Source organism: Aquimarina sp. TRL1, from assembly GCF_013365535.1.
GTDB lineage: Bacteria > Bacteroidota > Bacteroidia > Flavobacteriales > Flavobacteriaceae > Aquimarina > Aquimarina hainanensis.
The window spans coordinates 4495934-4514812 of the sequence record NZ_CP053590.1 but is presented as its reverse complement, the minus strand read 5'-3'; the positions used below and the strand labels follow the sequence as shown (position 1 = coordinate 4514812).

The 18879-nt window shown below is 35.6% G+C and carries 16 protein-coding genes; 5 read left to right on the top strand and 11 right to left on the bottom strand.

From position 1 onward, the window contains the following. Nucleotides 1-120 precede the first annotated feature (120 nt). Complete coding sequence (locus tag HN014_RS18575; protein ID WP_176030342.1) at nucleotides 121-927, top strand: aldose 1-epimerase; 807 nt, start codon at nucleotides 121-123, stop codon at nucleotides 925-927. A 10-nt stretch (nucleotides 928-937) separates the two neighbouring features. On the opposite strand, the gene recQ is transcribed toward HN014_RS18575, so the two are convergent. From recQ to epsC, 3 genes are all read right to left on the bottom strand, one after another. Beyond that, nucleotides 938-3046, bottom strand: coding sequence for a DNA helicase RecQ (recQ, locus tag HN014_RS18570; protein ID WP_176030341.1), 2109 nt, complete (start codon nucleotides 3044-3046; stop codon nucleotides 938-940). 92 nt (nucleotides 3047-3138) lie between these two features. Further along, nucleotides 3139-4023, bottom strand: coding sequence for a cysteine synthase CysM (cysM, locus tag HN014_RS18565; protein WP_176030340.1), 885 nt, complete (start codon nucleotides 4021-4023; stop codon nucleotides 3139-3141). Continuing rightward, nucleotides 4023-4814: a serine O-acetyltransferase EpsC gene (epsC, locus tag HN014_RS18560; protein ID WP_176030339.1), complete on the bottom strand. Its 792-nt coding sequence runs from the start codon at nucleotides 4812-4814 to the stop codon at nucleotides 4023-4025. Before epsC ends, cysM begins: the two co-directional genes overlap by 1 nt. Nucleotides 4815-5104: 290 nt before the next feature. On the opposite strand from epsC, the gene HN014_RS18555 reads away from it, so the two are divergent. Both HN014_RS18555 and gap read left to right on the top strand, forming a co-directional pair. Next, entirely contained in the window at nucleotides 5105-5785 is a 681-nt protein-coding gene (locus tag HN014_RS18555; RefSeq protein WP_176030338.1) for a DUF2461 domain-containing protein, read from the top strand. A gap of 106 nt (nucleotides 5786-5891) precedes the next feature. Continuing rightward, on the top strand, nucleotides 5892-6884 hold the full coding sequence (gap, locus tag HN014_RS18550; protein WP_176030337.1) for a type I glyceraldehyde-3-phosphate dehydrogenase: 993 nt from the start codon (nucleotides 5892-5894) through the stop codon (nucleotides 6882-6884). Between the two features lie 57 nt (nucleotides 6885-6941). Here gap and HN014_RS18545 read toward each other — a convergent pair whose 3' ends face one another. Continuing rightward, a complete protein-coding gene (locus HN014_RS18545) occupies nucleotides 6942-7814 on the bottom strand; it encodes a sugar phosphate nucleotidyltransferase (RefSeq protein WP_176030336.1) in 873 nt (290 codons plus the stop codon). 12 nt (nucleotides 7815-7826) lie between these two features. After that, the gene (locus HN014_RS18540; protein WP_176030335.1) at nucleotides 7827-8912 is read right to left on the bottom strand and encodes a mevalonate kinase; all 1086 of its coding nucleotides are present in this window, start codon (nucleotides 8910-8912) and stop codon (nucleotides 7827-7829) included. A 174-nt stretch (nucleotides 8913-9086) separates the two neighbouring features. On the opposite strand from HN014_RS18540, the gene HN014_RS18535 reads away from it, so the two are divergent. Next, entirely contained in the window at nucleotides 9087-10121 is a 1035-nt protein-coding gene (locus HN014_RS18535; RefSeq protein ID WP_176030334.1) for a LacI family DNA-binding transcriptional regulator, read from the top strand. A 62-nt stretch (nucleotides 10122-10183) separates the two neighbouring features. Here HN014_RS18535 and HN014_RS18530 read toward each other — a convergent pair whose 3' ends face one another. From HN014_RS18530 to HN014_RS18520, 3 genes are all read right to left on the bottom strand, one after another. Further along, entirely contained in the window at nucleotides 10184-11905 is a 1722-nt protein-coding gene (locus HN014_RS18530) for an RICIN domain-containing protein (protein ID WP_176030333.1), read from the bottom strand. A gap of 289 nt (nucleotides 11906-12194) precedes the next feature. After that, a complete protein-coding gene (locus HN014_RS18525; protein WP_176030332.1) occupies nucleotides 12195-12944 on the bottom strand; it encodes a C40 family peptidase in 750 nt (249 codons plus the stop codon). Nucleotides 12945-12978: 34 nt separating this feature from the next. After that, on the bottom strand, nucleotides 12979-14157 hold the full coding sequence (locus HN014_RS18520; RefSeq protein ID WP_176030331.1) for an acetyl-CoA C-acyltransferase: 1179 nt from the start codon (nucleotides 14155-14157) through the stop codon (nucleotides 12979-12981). A gap of 145 nt (nucleotides 14158-14302) precedes the next feature. Between HN014_RS18520 and HN014_RS18515 the strand changes: the two genes are divergently transcribed. Further along, the gene (locus HN014_RS18515) at nucleotides 14303-16354 is read left to right on the top strand and encodes an HD family phosphohydrolase (protein ID WP_176030330.1); all 2052 of its coding nucleotides are present in this window, start codon (nucleotides 14303-14305) and stop codon (nucleotides 16352-16354) included. 102 nt (nucleotides 16355-16456) lie between these two features. Here the strand turns inward: HN014_RS18515 and HN014_RS18510 are convergent, their stop codons facing one another. The 3 genes from HN014_RS18510 to HN014_RS18500 all read right to left on the bottom strand — a co-directional run bounded on the left by HN014_RS18510 (nucleotide 16457) and on the right by HN014_RS18500 (nucleotide 18672). After that, nucleotides 16457-16729, bottom strand: coding sequence for a DUF3817 domain-containing protein (locus HN014_RS18510; protein WP_176030329.1), 273 nt, complete (start codon nucleotides 16727-16729; stop codon nucleotides 16457-16459). A gap of 68 nt (nucleotides 16730-16797) precedes the next feature. Further along, complete coding sequence (locus HN014_RS18505; RefSeq protein WP_176030328.1) at nucleotides 16798-18036, bottom strand: mechanosensitive ion channel family protein; 1239 nt, start codon at nucleotides 18034-18036, stop codon at nucleotides 16798-16800. An 18-nt stretch (nucleotides 18037-18054) separates the two neighbouring features. Then, on the bottom strand, nucleotides 18055-18672 hold the full coding sequence (locus tag HN014_RS18500) for a YqaA family protein (protein ID WP_176030327.1): 618 nt from the start codon (nucleotides 18670-18672) through the stop codon (nucleotides 18055-18057). Nucleotides 18673-18879 lie beyond the last annotated feature (207 nt).

Here is an 18879-nt window from a genome sequence, read left to right as displayed (position 1 = left end):
ACTCTTTAAAAAATTAAAAGATGCCTATAGGCACCTTCTAAATACATTTTGAAGGAATCTATCGATGAAAGCGAAATATGCTCCGGAATTTGATTCGGAGTTTACTTAATTCTTATAACATTGGAAGCAGCAAAGCATATATTATATAGTAAAGATGGAAAGTCATCAGTTACAGTATTAAACGGAGAAATTATTAGTTATTCTTATAATAATCATGAGTTAATGCACCAAAAAGGAGAACCGGGTTGGGGAAGTACTGAAATAGAAATGTTTCCGGTGATTGGAGCTACAAAAATGAATAATTATGCTGTGTTAACTCCTAAAGGAGTTGCCAAAATGGATCAGCATGGCATTCTTAGAACATTAGCTTATACCATGGTGACTGTTAATAAAAACAAGCTTGTTTTAACAAAGAAATATACGGCAGGAGAACAGATTATAAACCCTAAGTTTCCGAATCGATCTGCACAAGAGTTTCTCTATTGGCCGTATGATTTTGAATTCGAAAAAACGATTCAGCTACAGGACGATGCCGTGGTGGTTTCATTTCAGATTAAAGGAGAAAAAGCAATGCCGTATATGCTGGGGTTTCATCCGGCATTTAAGACTTATGGAGACAACCAACGTTTTTTGGCAGGAGGGCAAGAATATTCATTGGAACAGGTTATAGAAGCAGGAGGTCCAGCATTACCTATTTATAATTGTAATGAAGTAATATTAAAGAATTCAGCTGCTGTTGGAGTACGAGTTCAGACGACAGGGTTCAGACATATGATGTTATGGACAGAAGTTCGTGAAATGGTATGTATAGAACCGATAACATTTTATCCGCTAAGTGTTGCCTCTGATGCGTTACATAAAGGATTTGATACCATAGAACAACAGAACCGTTTTGAAGTGACAATCAGCCCGGTTATAGATCAATAAGTTCCCTTATTTATTCTTTGTTTAGAATTGCTAATCCTATTTTGATGTGATTATAACTAATCGCCTCTTCAAAGTATTCATAATAGACTTTTAGACCATCAGGGGTATTTAAGGTTTCTTTTGCCTTTTTGATCGCTTCGAGGTCATTTTTGTCTATAAATTGATGAAGATCTATTGAGGCTCCTTCTTCATGGAGTTTTAATAAGTGAGACATAATAGTAGCTTCGGCTAATTGTCTTTCTATAGCAATTTCTGCTATGGAAAGCCCTCTTTCATATGCTTCTAAAGTAACCTTATGGGTATTTCCCTTGTTTTTTGATGTCTTCTTTTTTACAGGCTTTTCATTTACAAAATTCCTGATCTCCTTAATAAAGACATATCCATAATCTTTCATTTTTTGTTTACCGACACCGTTGATCTGCATAAACATTTCATCAGTGGTTGGTTTTTCTTTTTCCATTTCTTTAAGCGTAGCATCATTAAAGATTTGGTAGGCTGGAATGCCTGCTTCTTTGGCAAGTGATAGTCGTAATTGACGTAGTTTTTCGAATAAAGTACGAGCTGTTTGCAGAGGAGCAACCGGGAGTTTTTCTTTTGCTTTTTCCAGTTCTTGGAGATGCGCTAGCAGTACTGTTTCTTTCTCGAATAGTACTTTACGGGATCGCGCTGTTAGCCTTAATTTATTATGCTGGTCAAAAGCTATTTCTATATACCCTTGATTAATCAATTGTATAAGGTATTGTTGCCAGTCTTTCCAAGAAATATCCCTGGCAATTCCATAGGTTTTTAGTTGCTGATAATTTTTATCATATACTGAAGCATTTTGCGCTCCCCTCATAATATCTATTATCGTACCAATAGGCTCTTGTTCTTTGACCCGATATATGGTAGAAAGGGCTTTTTGAGCGATAATGGTTCCATCTATAAATTGCGGTGGGTTCTTACATACATCACAGTTGCCACAGTCTTCTTCTATAATTTCTCCAAAATAACTCAATAATATTTTTCTTCGGCAGCTCAGCGCATCTGCATATTGCTTCATTCGCTCCAGTTTGGCCAGTTGTACCTCTTTATTACCTGATTGATCTGCGAATTTTTGGAGCTGAATGACATCTGAGTAGCTATGAAACAAGAGGGTGGTAGAGGGAAGTCCGTCTCTTCCGGCTCTTCCGATTTCCTGATAATAACTTTCTATGTTTTTCGGTAAGTTATAGTGAATAACCCATCGTACATTTGATTTATCTATCCCCATTCCAAAAGCAATGGTGGCACAAACAATCTGAATAGTATCATTGATAAACTGTTCTTGGATCTTTGAACGTTGATCATGGGCTAAACCAGCATGATATGCAGCAACAGAAAAACCAGTACTTGTCAGACGATCAGCGATGGCTTCTGTGGTTTTTCTACTTAAACAATAAATGATACCACTCTCTTCAGGATGTTGATTCAGAAAACGAATGATCTGTTCGATTCTTTTGGTTCCGGCTCGTACTTCCAGGCTTAGATTTTCTCTATCGAACGAAGCCAGGTGTACTGTAGCCTCAGGAATGCGTAATTGATCACATATATCTTTTCGGGTAGCTTTATCTGCGGTTGCGGTAAGCGCAATCATAGGAGTAGAAGGGAAGCGTTCTTTTAGATACCCGAGTCGGGTATATGCAGGTCGAAAATCATGCCCCCATGAAGAGATACAATGCGCTTCATCAATAGCGATTAAACTAATAGAGAGTGTAGATAGTGCTCCTTCAAATAACGATAGGCTCTCAGGTGCCAGATAAAGAATTTTTATAGCGCCCTCTGCCAGTTGTCCGAAGAGTTCCTGTTGTTCTTCAACTGTTTGACTACTGTTAAAAAAAGAAGCGGGAATCCCATTTGCATTCAGACCGTCTACTTGATCTTTCATTAATGCAATTAGTGGGGAAATGACTAATGTTATTCCCTCTAATAATAAAGCGGGAAGTTGATAACATATTGATTTTCCCCCACCAGTCGGCATAATAACCAGGTTATCATGTCCATTTAATACAGAGGCTACGATTTTTTCCTGTAAGGGTCTGAATGTGTCGTATCCAAAATACTCTTTGAGAGTAGCGGCTATTTTTTTTGTATCCTGCATCACACAAAAAAACAAAATAATGCTTGTATTGCATAAAAAAAGAGAGATGAATTTTTACCTCTCTCAGACTCGTTTTTTATATATTTTTATTCTTATTCGAATAGTTCGGAACTCAGGTATCGATCACCTCGGTCACAGATAATTGCTACGATTACTCCTTTTTTGATTGTTTTAGACAATTTTAGTGCTGCTGTTACAGCACCTCCACTACTCATTCCACAAAAAATTCCCTCTTCTTTAGCTAATCGTTTTGTCATATTGGTAGCCTCTTCCTGGCTAACTTCTATGACTTGATCTACTTTGTCCGGATTAAAGATTTTGGGTAAGTACTCTTTAGGCCATTTTCTGATTCCCGGAATTCTGGATTCATCCGTAGGTTGTACTCCTACAATCTGTACTTCAGAGGATTGTTCTTTCAGAAAAGTAGAAGTTCCCATAATGGTACCGGTGGTTCCCATTGAAGAAACAAAATGAGTAATGGATTTTTCGGTATCTCTCCATATTTCGGGACCAGTAGTGGTATAGTGTGCTTTCCAATTATCTTCATTTGCAAATTGATTCAGCATAAAGAAACCTTCTTCAGTAACTTTTTTTTCTGCATAATCTCTGGCACCTTCAATTCCGCTATCAGCAGGAGTGAGTGTAACTTTTGCTCCATAGGCGCGCATAGTCTGTACACGTTCTTTGGTGGAGTTTTCCGGCATTACCAATTCTATAGAAAGTCCGAAAATACCTGCAATCATAGCTAATGCAATACCTGTATTACCACTGGTTGCTTCGATTAACTTAGCATCTTGATCGATTGTTCCTCTATCCAGAGCGGATCGGATCATATTATATGCTGCACGGTCTTTGACACTTCCTCCTGGATTATTTCCTTCCAGTTTTAGAAATAAGGTGATATCTGGGTTATCTATAATAGAAGTAGCCTTCACCAGAGGCGTATTTCCTATAAGTTCTAAAATATGATGTGACATCAGACCACTTTTTTTATTTTAATTTCAGAAGTATTTGAGATGATGGAGTTTTTAGGAACAGAAGAGGTGATCCATGTATTTCCCCCAATAGTACTATTGGCACCAATCACAGTACTCCCTCCCAAAATAGTAGCATTAGCATATATGGTTACATTATCTTCTACGGTTGGGTGACGTTTTACACTTCTCAGTTTTCGATCTACATACAATCCTCCCAGGGTAACTCCCTGATACATTTTGACATTGTTTTTTATAATCACTGTTTCACCGATAACAATTCCCGTAGCGTGATCAATAAAGAAAGATTCTCCTATTTCTGCACCAGGGTTGATGTCTGTACCGGTTAATCTATGCGAGTATTCCGTCATCAATCGGGGAACCAGTGGCAAGCCGAATTTTAGCAATTCGTGACTTAGGCGGTAAATAGCAATGGCATAAAAGCCGGGATATGCCATATATACTTCTTCAATAGAATTAGCAGCAGGGTCACTTTTTATAAATGCCTGTGCATCCAGATTTAGTTTTTGTAATATTTCTGGTAATTTCTCTAAATAAGATTGCCAAACTTTAGAGCAGGGTTTTTCAGTTTCCCAGCAGGCCAGATCGACTAACTCCTGAAAAAGTTCTTCTAATTTGTCAATGTTTTTGGCAACTTCTGTATCCGAATCAAATAATGTATAAAACAAAAGATTCGTAAAGTACTCTGTTTTTTCCTTTAATTTCAGTCTAAGATTGGGATTTTTCTTTTGTTCCTCAATCTTAGAAATGATCAATTCTTTCTCTTTATCCATAGCTAATTATAAAAAGTCCAGTAAATATATAGAATAATATGAGATTAGTCCTGAATAGAATGAAATACTTCCTTTTTTTATAAAAAAAATAGCATTTCAAATAGATTTAGTTATGATTTTGTACCCAATCGACCAACGTGCACGAACTAATTTATCAGATTCGAGTAAGTTGTGAAATAAAAGGCTGCTGCGGTAAACAACAATAAAAAGATTAACATAACTCTCGTTTTTAATAGCCACATGATTTAATAGATTTTAGTATTTTTAGGGACTAAGAATACAACGTACGTATGAGCAAGCTATCAAAAGATATATTTGGTTTTTTAGATGATTTAAAAGTAAATAATAACAGAGATTGGATGCAGGAGCATAAAAAAAGATATCAGGAAAATGAAAAAAAACTGAAGCTTTTTTATTCATCAGTTGCAGAGAGACTCAACGAATCAGATGAAATTGATAACACTAAAATATATAGAATCAATAGAGATATTCGATTTAGTAAAGATAAGACCCCGTATAACATACACAGAAGTGTAGGTTTTAGTAGAGCAGGAGCTCATAGAAGAGGAGGGTATTATCTGAGGATAGAATCTGGAAATTCAAAACTGGCCGGAGGTTTTTTTAGTCCTAATCCTGCAGATTTATTACGGATAAGGAAAGAGTTTGAAATGGATGATCAGGAAATAAGAGATATTTTGGATACCCCTGATTTTAAAAAAGCATTTGGCGGTTTTACTACTGATAATCAGGTAAAAACAGCTCCAAAAGGTTTTAGTAAAGAACATTCTGCTATAGATTTAATTAAAAACAAATCTTTTATTGTGGTGCATTCTTTTACTAATAAAGAAGTTTGTGCTCCTGATTTTCTGGATAAGGTTGTGTTTCACTTTGAATTGTTAAGACCATTTTTTGATTACATGAGTGATGTGCTTACAACAGACCTTAACGGGGTATCACTATTAGAGGATTGATTTTTATTTAGGCGAATACTTTTTGGGGTAATTTCTATATAAAGTATACAAGTGCCGATTATCAAATAACACTATATAAACAGAATAAAATTTTTAATAAAATTATATGAAAAGAATAGCTATAAACGGGTTCGGAAGAATAGGAAGAGCTGCATTAAAGTTGATTATGGAAGAATCTGATTTGGAGATAGTTGCTATTAATGACTTAATGCCATTGTCTAACATAGAATACTTGCTGAAATACGACAGTGTATATGGTATATATGAGAAAGAAGTTAGTACGGAGGAAGGTTATTTATTAGTAGGAGGAAAGCGAATAAAGTACTTTACGCAGAGAGATCCTGAGGAGCTACCATGGAAAGAAGAGCGGGTAGATATTGTGGTGGAGAGCACAGGTTTTTTTACCAAAAGAGAAGATGCAGAAAAACACATCAAAGCAGGTGCCAAAACAGTTGTAATTTCCGGACCTACAAAAAGCCCGGATGCTCCTACGGTTGTACATGGTGTAAATACAGAAGATGGTCATGCGGCCATATTTTCATGTGCTAGTTGTACTACTAATAATATCAGCCCTGTAGTAGAAATATTAGGACGTACTATCGGTATAAAGAAGGCGATTCTCAATACAATTCATGCGTATACAGCCTCTCAGCAATTAGTAGATGCCCCTTCTAAGAAAAACTTTAGAATGGGAAGAGCTGCTGCCATAAACCTGACACCAACCAGTACCGGAGCAGCTATTGCTACGACAAAAGTATTGCCACAGTACGAAGGTAAGTTTGATGGAATTGCAGTGAGAACACCGGTACCTGTAGGCTCCTTGAGTGATGTTACTTTTATTGCAGAAAGAGCAACTACTCCCGAAGAGATTAATGAAATCTTAGAGAAAGAAGCTCAGACAGCTCGTTATAATAAAGTTATTAAAGTAACACATGATCCTATTGTGTCTTCTGATATTCAGATGAATTCATATGCATCTACAGTGGATGCTTCCATGACTAGAGTAGTAGATGGAGATTTAGTGAAAATTATGATATGGTATGATAATGAATGGGGATTCACGAATCAAATGATACGGCAAATAAAAGAAATAAAATAAACTATATCATACCATAATGATTTAAAAGAAAAAGGCAGGATGATATCCTGCCTTTTTTTACCATTCTAAGGTGGTTGGATAATTTTTGGCTAAAAATTGTTTGACAGTATGAATATCATCTTTAGCAGTTAGATCCGGAACATGTTCTGAAAAAGGAATTCCAATAGCTGTTTTAGGGTGTATTTTCAGCATGTTAAGAAAAACAGTTGGCAACTCTTTTTCGTTTCTTTCCGGATGAATAGGACATTCTTTTAATGGCGTAGCAAGCGTTTCTCCTTTGAACTTAAAAGCATTCATACTCACCCGTAATATTCCATTTTGATCCTTACAATTTTCAATATCTTGCTCAGTAGGCTTTTCTATGATATCTAATAAAAAGTTTTGTGGATCTAATTTAGCAACTGCAAAGCGAGCAATTCGTTCTTTGGGAAAATCCAGTGCATTGCGGTCATAGCTGATAAAAGCATTTGGTGTTGTTGTTTCTCTGAGTGCTTTCAGTGCTGCTACAGAGTATAGGTTGTCACTATTACAAACGGTATAGTAAGTAGTCGAAAGTTCAGGGTATTGTTCTATTGCCTGGTATAATGCATCTGCTGTTCCCAAAGGTTTTATCCGACCTTTTTCTATATACTGAACTGCATAATTAATCGTAAGACCGTGAAAGTCATTTCCTGTATCATCAGGTCCGTAACACTCTTTGAAAAGCGCTCCTTTTTCACTGATTATCAAATAAACAGTTTTATATCCTGCTTTTTTTGCGTTAAAAAGCAAATAGTCGAGTAGGGGTCTTCCTTCTCCTCCCAGACCTATGAGACCTTTACTTCTCTCATTAGCTTGATTGATCTCTTCCTGATTCAAGTGTTTTGAGGAGGATGGTTTCTTCATTCTGGAAGAAGCACCCCCTGCTAAAATAACCAAATTCTCATGCATAGTATAGTTGTGTTAATTTTGTAGTATTCTGGCACCGGGATCTACAGACACCTGATATGCATCTTTAGCACCAGCATTTTTAATTGCTTCTATGATTGCTGTTTCCTTTCCTTTGGGAGCCAAAACAACAATACTACCACCTCCTCCTGAGCCTACTATTTTAGCTCCATATGCTCCGGCTTGTTTAGCAGCTGTAATCATATCGTCAATTCTCGGAATGGTAATCCCTAAGGTGTCTTTGAGTATTTCGTGATGCTGATCCATCAGCACTCCAATTTCTTTTAAATCAATTTTTTTCTTTCTGAATGCTCTGATTGCCTTTTGGGTAATGTCATGATTGACAATTGCAGCATACAGATACGGGTGTAATGTATCCGGAATATAGTTCAGATATTTTTTGATGTCCTCACGTTTTGCTTCTTTAATCTCAAAATCATGAAGCTTTTCTTTTACAGAGTGTATTGCTAAAAGTGCTTTCTCTTTGAGTTGGCTTAATACTCCTATTGTTTTTTTAGGAACTCCTGATTCTCCGATAATAATAGAATCCAGCGGGGTATGAATAATATCAAAAGTATAAGGAGTACCGGTTTCCAGATAGATGATGTTCCCCAAACCGATACTGAATTGATCCATTCTGCCACCAGGAGCTCCGTGAGCGACTACTTCTGCTTCATAAGCAATCTGAGCGATATATTCTTTATTTATTGTAATAGAAGCTCCAAATGCCTCTAGTAAAAATTGAACCCAGGCAACCACTACAGCAGAAGAGCTGGAAGTTCCTGCATTGATAGGGATATTACCGGTAATTTTTATATCATAGCCACTGTTAGGAACACAACCGTATTGTTTTAATACTTTAATAGCAGATAAGAAATGATCGTCACTGGCAATGTTATCCAGGGGGGTATCCAGCGGAATACTTCGTTGTTGCTGGATATCTGGCATAAATAAATGTAAAGTTTCTGTGTCGTTTTCCTCAGCTTCTAATCGAATGTGTCTGTTAATCGCACAAGCTATAATGGGTAACTCTAAATAATCCTGATGATCCCCGAATAAACAGGTGCGGGCAGGAGCAATGGATATAATTTTGTTTTTCAAAATGTAAACGTTTGTGTATAAGGTGTTTAGTGCTGTTTTGTTTGCATGTGTAACTGTGTCTATTTACGTAATGCTGAGGCGAATATATTCATTTAATTCAATAAAAAGAAGTTTTAAGTGTTAAAATGTGCTCGAGCACACTGTAAAAAAAATTAAGTATTATATTTGTTTGCGATGAAAAAGAAATATACGATAAAGGATATAGCCAAACTGGCTAATGTTTCTAAAGGAACTGTTGATAGAGTATTGCATAATAGGGGAAAAGTGTCTCAGGCTTCACTGGATAAAGTAAATGAGGTATTGCAGAAAATAGATTATCAACCGAACTTGATTGCCAGAAATCTAAAAAATAATAAAGTATATCATATTTGTATTTTACTTCCTGATCCCGAAATAGATCCGTATTGGTCTCCATGTGTTCCTGGAATTGAGACTGCTATCATGGAATTTAAATCGTTTGGTTTTGCGATAGAGCCTTTTTATTTTGATCCTAATAAAACTGCTTCTTTTTTGGAAACACATGCTCAGGTGTTATCATTAAAACCAGATGCTGTTCTGTTAGCTTCATTATTTTATAAAGAAAGTATTCAGGCTGTTGAAGAATATCCTGATACGACGGTTATTAGCGTCTTTAATACTTTTATAGACAATCCTAAAGTGAAGAATTTTGTAGGACAGGATTTATACCAGAGTGGACGGGTAGGAGCTAAACTAATGCATATGGTAACAAAAGGCGAAGGAGTGCCTCTTGTTGTTCATGTAGATGAGCAGTTTAGTAATGCAATACATATGCAAGAAAAAGAAAAGGGGTTTAGAACTTATTATAAGGAATACGTTGCTTCGGAAGATGTTAAAACCATCACAGTTTCTAAAAGCGAGGTTAGAAAAGAACTTGTCGAAATTTTAACCGATAATAAAGATATAAATGGGTGTTTTATCACAACTTCAAAAGTATTTCAAGTGGCTGATATTATTAGAGATGTCAATAAAGAAATAGCGATTATCGGATACGATTTACTTAAAGAAAATGTTTCTTTACTAGAAAAAGATTTTGTTGATTTCCTTATTCATCAGAATCCGGAACGTCAGGTGTATCTGGGGGTATCTAAGTTGGTTGAGTTTTTCTTATTCAAAAAAGAAATGAGGTATAAAAGGTTACTTCCTATTGATATTGTGACTTCGGAAAATGTATCATCTTATCTTTCATAGCATAATAACAAAGGAGAATAAAGCTTTATTCTCCTTTGTTATATCCTAATAAGTTTTTGTACTTATTGTACAGTAATCTTTTTTACCAGATTTCCATCTGTTTTTAAAATGTAAAGTCCTTTCGCTAAATTTATTAGGTTTATTTGTTGTGGTTTTCCTGTGTAGATTTCTTTCTTGATTACCTCTGATCCCTGGATAGAGAAGACAGAAACTTTCGCTTTTTTTCTCGTTGCGTCATTGATATTGATATATAAGACACCTGCATTTTGATAGATGTATGAAGAAAGGTCTGATGTGATCTCTTTGCTATTTTTTCTTGTCGACACCAGTGTGAATCGTATGTTTTGGTTACTTCCTCCATGACACTCGTATAATCCTATATTCGATCCATTACTTGTACCAAATGCGTCTATACATTTTTTACTTCGGTAATCAGTTACCTGATAGACTCCATTGCTTACGATATTAATTTCCCATTTTTGATTAGGACCTCCGTGATATTCATACGATCCAATATTGTCTCCGTTGTTTTGTCCAAAAGCATCAATGCTTTTTCCATTTTTAATATTCGTAATTTTATAGATGTTGTTTCCCAGATTGATTACTTCCCATTGTTGATTAGGACCACCATGGGATTCATATAGACCAATATTCGATCCATTATTCATCCCGAAAGTATCTAACGATTTTTGACTATTTTCAAAAGTTACTTTATATACCCCATTAGGAAGTACGCTATTAGTAGTGATTGTTTTGGTTTGTGTTGTAGTTCTTCCAAGAATATCCTCAAGCGTTAACTCTACAATACTGCCAGGAGTTGCGCTTATCGCAGCGGTTCTTGTTTCCGGAGCAATTTTAGATTGTACTGTGTTATTATTGATCTTAATAGTGTATTTAAACTGAGGAGTGGCGGAAGTAGGGACTTCCCAAGTTATTTTTGAAGAGGAAAGTGTACTTATAGAAAAGGAAATTGCTGGATTTGATGGCTGAGCATTCGTATTAGTACGTAATGTAATAGGTGGAGTTCCGGGGAAACTAGGGGTGGAGTTTCCTCCGGATTGCATAAAATAAACGCCGTTACTTACACCTGCATCTACGGCATTTGTATAATTTTCTGACCTGGGTTCATCATTTCTTTTGTATACAGCTTCATTCATGGATACCCAGTTTCCATCCAATTTTCTTTTGAATCCATCTTTCATCTCAAAACGCCTTTTCTTTGAACCGGTACTGAGCCAATCTTCTAAGAATGCATTGGTATCACTGTTAAAGGTAACATTCGCGACCGGATAATTCATTGTTACCATATGATACCATTTGTTTTGAGAATCTCTTCGAACCCAAAATCCGAAATAAGAATGAGTTCCAACATCCCAACGACGTGTTACTACAGTATTCCATTCATTAAGGCTCCAGCCAATCGTATTATTCATGGATTTGAGACCGGTTCCTTCTCCGCCGAAGTTTTCTACTTTGGTTCCCTCTCCAACAAAATCAGCTGTAATGGTTTTCCCATTGCTGGGATCCCATATCGAATAGATAAATGTATGTCCCTTATCCGGAGAGTCCTGGAAACCACAGTAGGCACCTCCTTCAGCTCCACCATTCCATTGCATTGTACAGTAATAGGTAGCATCGGTAGTAATAGTAGAACGAACTGTTTTCATAAGAATATCTCCAGCTACTTTGTCCTTGGCTGTAAGATGAGATGATGGTGCAGAGTTCTGAGCAAAAGTTATATTACAGAGCGTAATTATAACTAAGTTGAGTATTGTGTTTTTCATAATAATGTTATTTTGTTGATCCAAAGATGCGGATGTTTGCCTGATTATAGGTGTACATTTTTGTCAAAAGCCACCTATATTTTCTGCACAACTTCTTCTAATTATATATAAAAACAATTGGTGCGATATCGTTTGTAGAGGAGGGTGTTTTATTGTAATGTTTTTGTTTTTAGGTGTTTGTGTATGTGATAAAAGTTTCTTTTTATAAAAAACGAAGTATAAAAAAAGGACAAATACCCTCTATCGGAATTTGTCCTTTTTTTAGTCTGTTAGATAAGAATCTAAACTCTTATATAATTCGTTTGATTACTCTGAGCTTATGTGTATGTGTTCTTTTTTCAGCATTAAAAATACCTGTGTGATCAATTCTGTCTACTCGTACTTTTCCATGTGCATGAATGATATAATTATCTTTCATTATGATTCCAACATGCGTTATAAGCCCTTCTTCATTATCAAAAAAAGCCAAGTCTCCAGGTTCACTTTCTTCTATAAAACTTAGCGGATCTCCCTGTGTAGCTTGTTGTGAAGCATCTCTCTTTAGTTTATACCCATTAATTTTATAAACCATTTGAGTAAAACCACTACAGTCAATTCCAAAATTGGTTTTCCCTCCCCACATATAAGGAGCGTTAAGAAATAAGAAAGCAGTTTCGATCAATTTGCTCTTTTCTTGTTTATCTTCAATTCTTTGACCTTCGAAAGAATGCCCAAAGTACTCAAGAGCGGTTAACGAGGCCCCCATTGGCACTGGGGTTAATTGATTTTCGTCAGAACATACAAATTCGATAAGATCTCCTACAAGAGCAGGAGATTTTTGATCAAAGTCTTTATAATCGTCCTCGGTAATTTCTAAATACTGCTTATTATCAATCCAGCCTTCATACTTATCAAAAGCCAGACGGATACGACTCCATTTTTTTCGCTGTTCTAATACTTTGAAATGTTCTCCATAAAGTACTTGTGAGGTTAATTCACTAGTATCCTTTGGTTCAGCTCGAAGTGGAACAATACTTAAATTACAAATACCGTATTGCATGCAAAGATTTTAATTACTACTGGATTATTATTACTTACAGACGTTCAATGACCATCGCTGAGGCACCACCACCACCATTACATATGGCTGCAGCTCCAGTTTTTGCATTATTTTGTTCTAAAACGTTTATTAAAGTTATTATAATTCGGACTCCTGAGCATCCCAGTGGATGTCCTAATGAAACGGCTCCTCCGTTAACGTTAGTATTCTCGTCGCTAAGTCCTAATATTTTTAGATTGGCTAAGCCTACTACAGAAAAAGCTTCATTAAACTCAAAAAAATCTACATCTTCTATGGCTACTCCAGCTTTAGATAGGGCTTTAGGCAACGCTTTTGCTGGTGCAGTGGTGAACCATTGTGGTTCTTGTGCAGCATCTGCATACCCTGTAATTTTTACCAGTGGTTGTAATCCTAATTCTTTAGCTTTATCAGCACTCATAACAATAACAGCACCCGCTCCATCATTAATAGTCGAAGCATTCGCGGCAGTTACGGTACCTTCTTTTGTAAAAGCAGGACGCAATGCTGGAATCTTCTCCATTTTTACATTGGTATATTCTTCATCTTTTGTAACCATAACAGGTTCCCCTCTTCGTTGTGGAACTGCTACAGGCACTACCTCATTATCAAACTTTCCACTTTCCCACGCTGCTGCCGAACGCTCATATGATTGTATAGCGAAAGCATCCTGGTCTTCTCGGCTAAATTCGTATTCTTTAGCGCATAGATCCGCACATACTCCCATTGCATTATTATCATAGGCATCTACCAGTCCATCTTTTTGCATTCCATCTTCAAAAGTTTGAGGTCCAAACTTATGTCCTGATCTCAATCGAACATAATGTGGGATCAAGCTCATATTTTCCATTCCTCCTGCAACAACAATATCAGCATCTCCCAAAGCAATTGTTTGCGCAGCCTGCATGACAGCTTTCATTCCACTGGCACACACTTTATTGATAGTTGTGCAAGGTACATTTTGATCAATCCCAGCAGCCAGAGCAGCTTGTCGGGCAGGTGCCTGACCGTTTCCTGCCTGTACTACGTTACCCATGATCACTTCTTCAACCAGTTTTGGATCTAAATTGATTTTATCTAAGGCTCCTTTGATCGCTGTCGCCCCTAATTGTACTGCCGGGACAGTAGATAAACTTCCCATAAAACTTCCAATTGGTGTGCGCGCAGCTGATACGATGACAACTTCTTTACTCATTTATATATGTATTTAAAAATGTGTGTATAGTTTTTTGCGAATTTAAGGATTTTTAAAGGAAATATATAAGGAAGTTACCAACAGTATTAAGATGTCTTAGTCTCTTATTTTTTAGTACTTTTGAGATATCAATACAACTATATTTGTGAAAAAGTTTTTAGATAGCCTATATCGTAACCAATCATTTATTTACAAGGTTTTTCTCTTTGCGATAACGACTTTTCTTATCGTTTACTTATTTCCTAAAGGAGGTTTGTTTAAATACGAATTTACAAAAGGAAAACCATGGCAGTATGAAAACCTGTATGCGCCTTTTGATTTTGCTATTTCCAAAACAGCAGAGGAAATAAAGAAAGAGAAAAAAACAATAGAAGATAATCTGATTCCTTATTTTCAGTACGATACGATCATCTCTCAAAATGTCAGGAAAAACTATTTAACTAATTTTTCTTCCTATTTCAGTAAAGAAAATGAAAGCTCGAAAGAAGATCGTAGAGGCATTTTGAAATTTGGGAAGACATTGTTGGATGAAATATATAAATATGGAGTATTAGAGGAGAATTACGGCTATTCGAATAAAAAGCAAATCTTTTTAAATAAAGGAAATAAAGCTGAAGCAATTACCTATGGACAATTGCTGAACAATAGAGAACTGGCTAATTTTATTAACTCTTCGATTAGCAATAGCGAATTTACCGACTATAGAAGTCAGTTGGTTTCATTGTTTTATGATCTGGTAAAATCCAATGTTCGTCTCAATACGGATTTTACCGAACGAATTTTGGAAGAAGAATTAAACCAGGTGTTGACCACTCGTGGAAGTGTATCCAAAGATAGCAGGATTATTGCCAAAGGAGAAGTGGTGGAAGGAGATACGCTACAGATATTGAATTCATTAAAGGCAGAATATGAATCACAGGTATGGAGTGACAAGAATTTTTATTGGATTGTATTTGGTTATACCCTGTTAATTGGATTGGTACTGTTAATGTTGTTGTTGTTTATAAAAAAATATCGAGCAGATATCTTTGACAATAACACACAATTAACCTTTATTGCGTTTAATATATTTATCATGGTACTTATAACCACTTTGGTGGTCAAGTATAAATCAGAATATATCTATGTGGTTCCTATGTGTATTCTCCCATTGGTGTTAAAGGCGTTTTTTGATTCTCGTTTGGGGTTATTCACGCATATTGTGACGGTTTTGATTTTGGGATTTATTGTTCCTAATAGTTATGAGTATACCTTTTCGCAGATTATTATAGGGATTGTAACTATTCTGACTGTTTCTGAATCATTCAAGCGGGCCAATCTTTTTATCACGGTTATGAAAATAACCTTTATTTATATTTTGGTGTATATTGCTTTTCATATCATACACGAAGGAATTGTAACGAATATTGACTGGTCCACTATTTCATTGTTTATCTTAAGTGGTTTAGCAGCTTTAATTGTACATCCTCTTATTTATGTATATGAAAAAGTATTTGGTTTAATCTCTGATGTATCACTCTTAGAGTTAAGTGATACGAATTCTTTTTTGCTAAAAGAGTTATCTGACCGAGCTCCGGGAACTTTTCATCATTCTCTCAATGTAGCTAATATTGCAGAAGCAGCAGCAAATGAAATTGGAGCAAATGCGATGTTAGTGCGGGTAGGGGCTTTATATCACGATATAGGAAAGATGGCAAATCCAACTTTTTTTACTGAAAACCAAACCAGTTCCGGAAATGCACATGATACCTTATCGCCCAAAGAAAGTGCCACTGTAATAATCAATCATGTAATCAGAGGAGTAGAGATTGCTAAAAAGCATAAATTACCAGATCGGGTTATTGATTTTATCAGAACCCATCATGGTACTAATGTAGTCTATTATTTTTATGCCAAAGAAAAAGAAAACAATGAAAATGTAGCCATTGAAGATTTTCAATATCCGGGACCGAAACCTTTTTCTAAAGAAACTGCTATCCTTATGATGAGCGATAGTGTAGAAGCTGCTTCCAAGAGTTTGAAAAACCCGACCAGTAGCCTGATTGATTCTTTTGTAGAGAAAATTATCAATAAGCAAATGGAAAACGGTCAGTTTCTAAATGCTAATATTACTTTCAAAGAAATTCAGCAGATCAAAAAAGTATTCAAACGAAAACTTACTAATATCTATCATCTAAGGATAGAGTATCCGGAATAAACTATTTTATTGGCATGGCCAAAGAGTGTAATACCTAAAAGCTTGCCTTGAAATTGAAAATTTATTTCCAATGAGTATCTCGTGGACTCGTCACGAGGTAGTTTATTTCAGGTATTTTTTGTCCATCCAGAAAGTTCCGAAAGGAATAATGGAACATATAAGAACGATGAATAAAGTTTTTCCATTCCATTTTCTTTCTTCTTTCATCATAATGGCAAAAACCACATAAAGGAGAAATAATAACCCATGTGCCATTCCGATCACTTGATTGGGTTGCGGAGAATCAAAGAGATACTTAAGTGGCATGGTCACAAACAATATCAATAAAAAGGAAATACCTTCTAGATAACTTATAATTTTAAATGCTTTTAGCATACGACAGTAATTTATAGTTTAGCTAGCTGCAAAGGTACGTACTGGACATAAAATAGCACTAGAATTAATCAGGAATTAACAGAAAATTGTAGCTCGAATGTTTCCAGGTCAAAGTATGGGATAGCCGCTAGAAAATGGTCAAACATATCGGCTACGATAATTTCATAATTTTTCCACACTTTATCATTGCTAAATGCATAGATTTCAATAGGAGTACCTTGAGCAGTTGGGGCTAACTGGCGACTCATAATTGTCATATCTTTATTAATATATGAGTGGTTTTCCAGGTATTTTTCTACATATTTTCTGTAGACCCCCAGATTGGATAAGTTTCGACCGTTGATAAGAAGCTTCTTGTTGACCGCGTGTTTCTTATTGAATTCGTTAATTTCTTTTCTGGAGGTCTCGATATAATCACTAAGCAATTCGATATCTGCCAGTTTTTTCAGGTCCTCATCAGAAAGAAATTTAATAGAAGATGTTTTGATAAGGATAGAACGTTTAATTCTTCTTCCACCAGAGTCAAGCATCCCTCTCCAGTTTTTAAAAGATTCAGAGGTTAGGTGATAGGTTGGTATAGTGGTGATGGTTTTATCAAAGTTCTGGACCTTTACTGAGGATAGATTGATTTCTATAACATCTCCGTCAGCTCCGTATTTGCTCATTGTAATCCAGTCACCAATACGAACGGTATCATTAACAGCTACTTGTATACTGGCGACAAACCCGAGGATGGTATCTTTGAATATTAACAATATCACCGCTGACATAGCTCCTAATGCAGTTAGAAATGTCCAGATGGATTTACCGGTAATAGATGAAAAAATAAGAATAGCTCCAATGGACCAGGCAAATATCATAAATACCTGAATATAACTATCAATAGGTTTGTCCTTAAAAGATGGGAGTGTTTTTAAAAAATCCCGAAAGGTTCTGAGGACACTACGTACAATCCATATGGTCAGTACGATAACAAGCATATCGAATAGTACTTCCAACACTTTTTCTGCTTTTGGAAAGGCTATAAATAATTTGGGGACTACCCAGATTATAATCGATAGAGGACCTATATGTGCTAAATAGTTAAAGGTTTTATTCTTAACCAAGAAGTCATCAAAAATATTTTTGGAGCGTTTGGCATAATTCTGAAATATGCCCAGAATAACTCTGCGTAAGATCAGGTCTATGATAAAAATAGCAAGTAAAAGAACAATAACACCGATAATAACATTGAGATATTCTGCCAATTCCGGCGAGACGTTATTTTTGATAAGTAACTTATAAAAATACCGAGTTAGTTCTTTCATTATGTATAAGTAGTATATCTATATTAAACTAAAAATAGCAGCTGCATAGAGATAAAATCTAAGAAAACGCAATAAACCAAACAGTAGGTAATTAGTAAGTGGATATCCTATAATCCCTGCTGCAATACTGGTAATAGCAAATGGAATAGGAAGTAATGCTCCTACAATAATTAAAAATCCTCCCCATTTTCTGGTATTTTTAATATGTTTTGCCATTTTTACTTCCAGGTAATTCTTCATCGTAGGGATTTTGGCTATAGCAATTCCCGAAAAATAAGAAACCACCCCACCCAGATAAGACAATAGTGCCAAAATAGAAAGATAGGTTATAGGACTGGAGGCCTTATCACTCCAAGCAATAAATATTTCTGGGGGAATCAATCCCAAAATTGATTCCGAAGCAAAGAAGATACCAAAAACGGTATAGTCAGAATAATTCTCAGTTACATAAATAAGTAAATCATTAATATTGACAACAAAGTAATTTATAAATAACAGCGCTGCAATAAATAGTAGAATAGGAGGAAGGGCTTTTTTTAAACTCTTTCCCAAAAACTTATAAAAACCTGTATAACTATAGTACTGATGTAATAGTTGTAGCCTTGTCTTTTTAACAGATTTTGAATTACTCTTCATTCGCGTTCTTTAAATAAAAGTTCGTAAAAATACTATTTTTGAAACTACGTCAGGATTAAAAAATCATAAAATTTCAATAATTTTTTCTGACTATAAATTAGGACGTTTTAATCCCAAAATCATTACAAATTATAAACGCTTTTATTTACAGATACGTATAAAAAACCCTGCAAGATTTACTCTTGCAGGGTTTATATTTATAGGTTT